Source organism: Mesorhizobium sp. WSM4836, from assembly GCF_055811815.1.
In genome coordinates this window covers 1-230 of sequence record NZ_JBVVQF010000170.1, presented here as the reverse complement: position 1 = coordinate 230, position 230 = coordinate 1, and the positions used below count along the sequence as shown (strand labels likewise).

The window sequence follows — 230 nt, the reverse complement described above, 5'->3', positions numbered from 1 at the left end:
GCAGAGGGAACAGGCATGAAGCGTGGTCACGATCTGTCCGGCGTCATGAAGTTCGCCACCTCGCCGGCCTGGGGCGAGCATCTGGGCGAGGCGCTCGGCGATCATCTCGGGCTGGCGATGGAGGAGTTCGACTTCGAAGCGGACGAGCTGGCGGACATCGTCGGCGATCATTGGGCCGGCGTGTTGTGGGGATGCGCGTTCGAGGATCTGCTGACGCGCACCATCCAACC

The 230-nt window shown here is 65.2% G+C and carries 1 pseudogene; it reads left to right on the top strand.

The window, feature by feature from the left end:
- Nucleotides 1–15: 15 nt before the first annotated feature.
- Nucleotides 16–230: pseudogene (locus tag AC0L2P_RS32530) on the top strand (hypothetical protein); the annotation flags it as partial.